This window comes from Mucilaginibacter sp. P4_C11, from assembly GCF_056402115.1.
The window spans coordinates 1-2,321 of sequence record NZ_JBFUIA010000079.1 but is presented as its reverse complement, the minus strand read 5'-3'; the positions used below and the strand labels follow the sequence as shown (position 1 = coordinate 2,321).

The following is a 2,321-nucleotide window of genomic DNA, read 5'->3' as shown; positions in this document are numbered from 1 at the left end:
TATGATTTAAAGGATCATTTGGGTGATACCAGGATTACCACAACCTGGAACGCATCAGACGCTACCCAGATGACGCCGCTGAACTCGCAACGGAGCGATTATTATGCTTTTGGGTATGCCATACAAAGTTTACAAGGTACTACGCCAAGTCCAAAAAATCAGTACCTTTATAATCATAAGGAGTTACAGGAGGAAACGGGACTTTACGATTACGGTGCAAGGTTCTATGATCCGGTGATTGGGAGGTGGGGAGTAGTGGATCCGCTGGTTGAAGCAGGTCAGGAAAGTACATCGCCTTACGGATATGTATTTGATGACCCTATTAGATTGACAGACCCTGACGGAAGGGTTCCTTGCTGCGGTGGGTTTAGTGATGTGGTGGATTTAGCGGCAGGAGCAGTTCATGCATATCTTTCTGATATAACTACAGGCAATTTGCCACCGGCTCAATATGGCAATTCTTCAGTAGGTGCATTTGGAGAAAAGCTTGGCCATGTTGTGGCATTTGGGCAAGGTTTGAGTGAAATGGGGTCTGGAGGTACCGGAGCTGTGGCAGGAGTTGTAGGTGCACCTGAGACTTTTGGAGCGTCTTTGGCTATTGAAGCGCCATCCATTGCTTTAGCTGGTCATGGTGCCTTTACATCGAAGAATGCAGTTGTCGGGCTTCTAAGTGGAAATGGGGTTTTGAATGCTTCGAGTGCTCAACCTTCAAGTGATCAAACACCTCAAAAGGAACCCAATGGCAATTCTCATGCAAGTCAAAAACCGCAACACGGATACGAAATATACGACAAGACTACAGGGGAAATAATGGAGTACGGCATAAGCGGACAGAAGACAAAACAGGATCATACCGGTACCACCCAATCGCCCCGCATACGCCAAAAGCTCAAAACTAAGTATGCTAACGACCCTAACATTGATGGACGGGTAATAGCCTGGTTTAAAAACCGGAAAGAATCTACACAATGGGAGAAAGATCAAGTAACGAATTTTAAAGATAACAATGATGGGCGAAAACCCTCGAGGCAAATAAGGCCATAACATATGAAACTCAAAGAAATAGCAATTAATACCGTCTACAAACATCCACTCTCAATATTGAACAAATACGCTTGGTGCGTGCAGGAGCAATATTGGTATTACCTGGGGAAATACGAGACCGGGCAATGGCAAAAAGTTATTGTTCAAGTCTCCGACGACCCTGCGTTGATAGAGACCGACTATCAGCTGTCGGGATCCTTTGCAGACGTGGCTATAATTATCCGGTATTTCGATATAACGAGTTTTCTCGGCCTTGACAAGGGAAGAAAAAAACAGGCGTTGCTTGGTCTCTTGTACGATTCGATGCTGCACTTAGCTACCCAATATCAATGGGATAAAGAAGCGCTAACCAAAGCATTTAACCAATGCATCGAAAGTTGCCTCGACTACCGGTTCAAAGTAAAAGACAAAGATTTTAAGTCCCCAACGAGACAATTTATTGGATCAATTCACTGCATTTGGGACCTTGAAAGCTTTAAAGCTATAGGCGTCATAGCAGACAAAGATGGAGTCGTTTTAAAAGAGGAGACTCTTATAAACATTGAGCCTTACCATGGAGAGTTCATATACTATAGTAAATGCAAGTGGGATGACCCCTACACCTTCAGCCTGTATTCCAAGGAGGGAAAAAGGTGGAGTATTGCTGTAATTGCTGCTGTTTGATAATTGGCTCGGGTACCGCGAAATATTTTCCCCAAGCTGGCGCCCCCTCCCCCTTAGCGCTTGTGGAGGAGAATGTGGGCGGCTGACTTGTGACTTGAATTACATAAAGGCCATACACAACACCCGGATGTTTAATTTTCATCCGGGTGTTTTTGTATACCGTAGTTCGCAGTCAAGTAGGCAAGGGCGTTTCAGCCCAAGCCTCTCGCAGAACCGTACGTGAAGCTCTCACTTCATACGGCTCCTATCATACAATTAACTGTACAGTTAAAACAGCGTCCAGTAATAAAACATGCCCGGATAACTTACTTTCCCAAGCTACCGCAAGTGTTTTCCGCTGCCGCCTCAGCTATCGCAAGCATTTGTCGCTGCCGCAAGGTACTGTCATTAAAAACAAGTTTATTTCGATAATATTTTCATTTAACTTTGCCTTTGCGAAAGAAGGCATACGGCGATCATTCGACGGATGACTATCTTGTGTAGCCTGGCTTTTGCCGGGCTACTTATTTTAGCCCTTTGGGCTAAGCGAAAGAAGGCTCCGTCTCCTTTTCTCCAGATATATTTTGTGTTGTAGCTTTATCAATTTTGAAAGCTTCATTTTTCTTCCATAATGT

Annotated in this window: 2 protein-coding genes; both read left to right on the top strand. The window is 44.5% G+C overall.

Translation table 11 applies throughout. The annotated features are described in order from the left end of the window. A partial coding sequence (locus tag AC1DU2_RS30800; RefSeq protein ID WP_477389461.1) for an RHS repeat-associated core domain-containing protein occupies window positions 1-1,044 on the top strand: 1,044 nt, incomplete at its 5' end. Between the two features lie 3 nt (window positions 1,045-1,047). Continuing rightward, window positions 1,048-1,707: a hypothetical protein gene (locus AC1DU2_RS30795; RefSeq protein ID WP_477389459.1), complete on the top strand. Its 660-nt coding sequence runs from the start codon at window positions 1,048-1,050 to the stop codon at window positions 1,705-1,707. Window positions 1,708-2,321 lie beyond the last annotated feature (614 nt).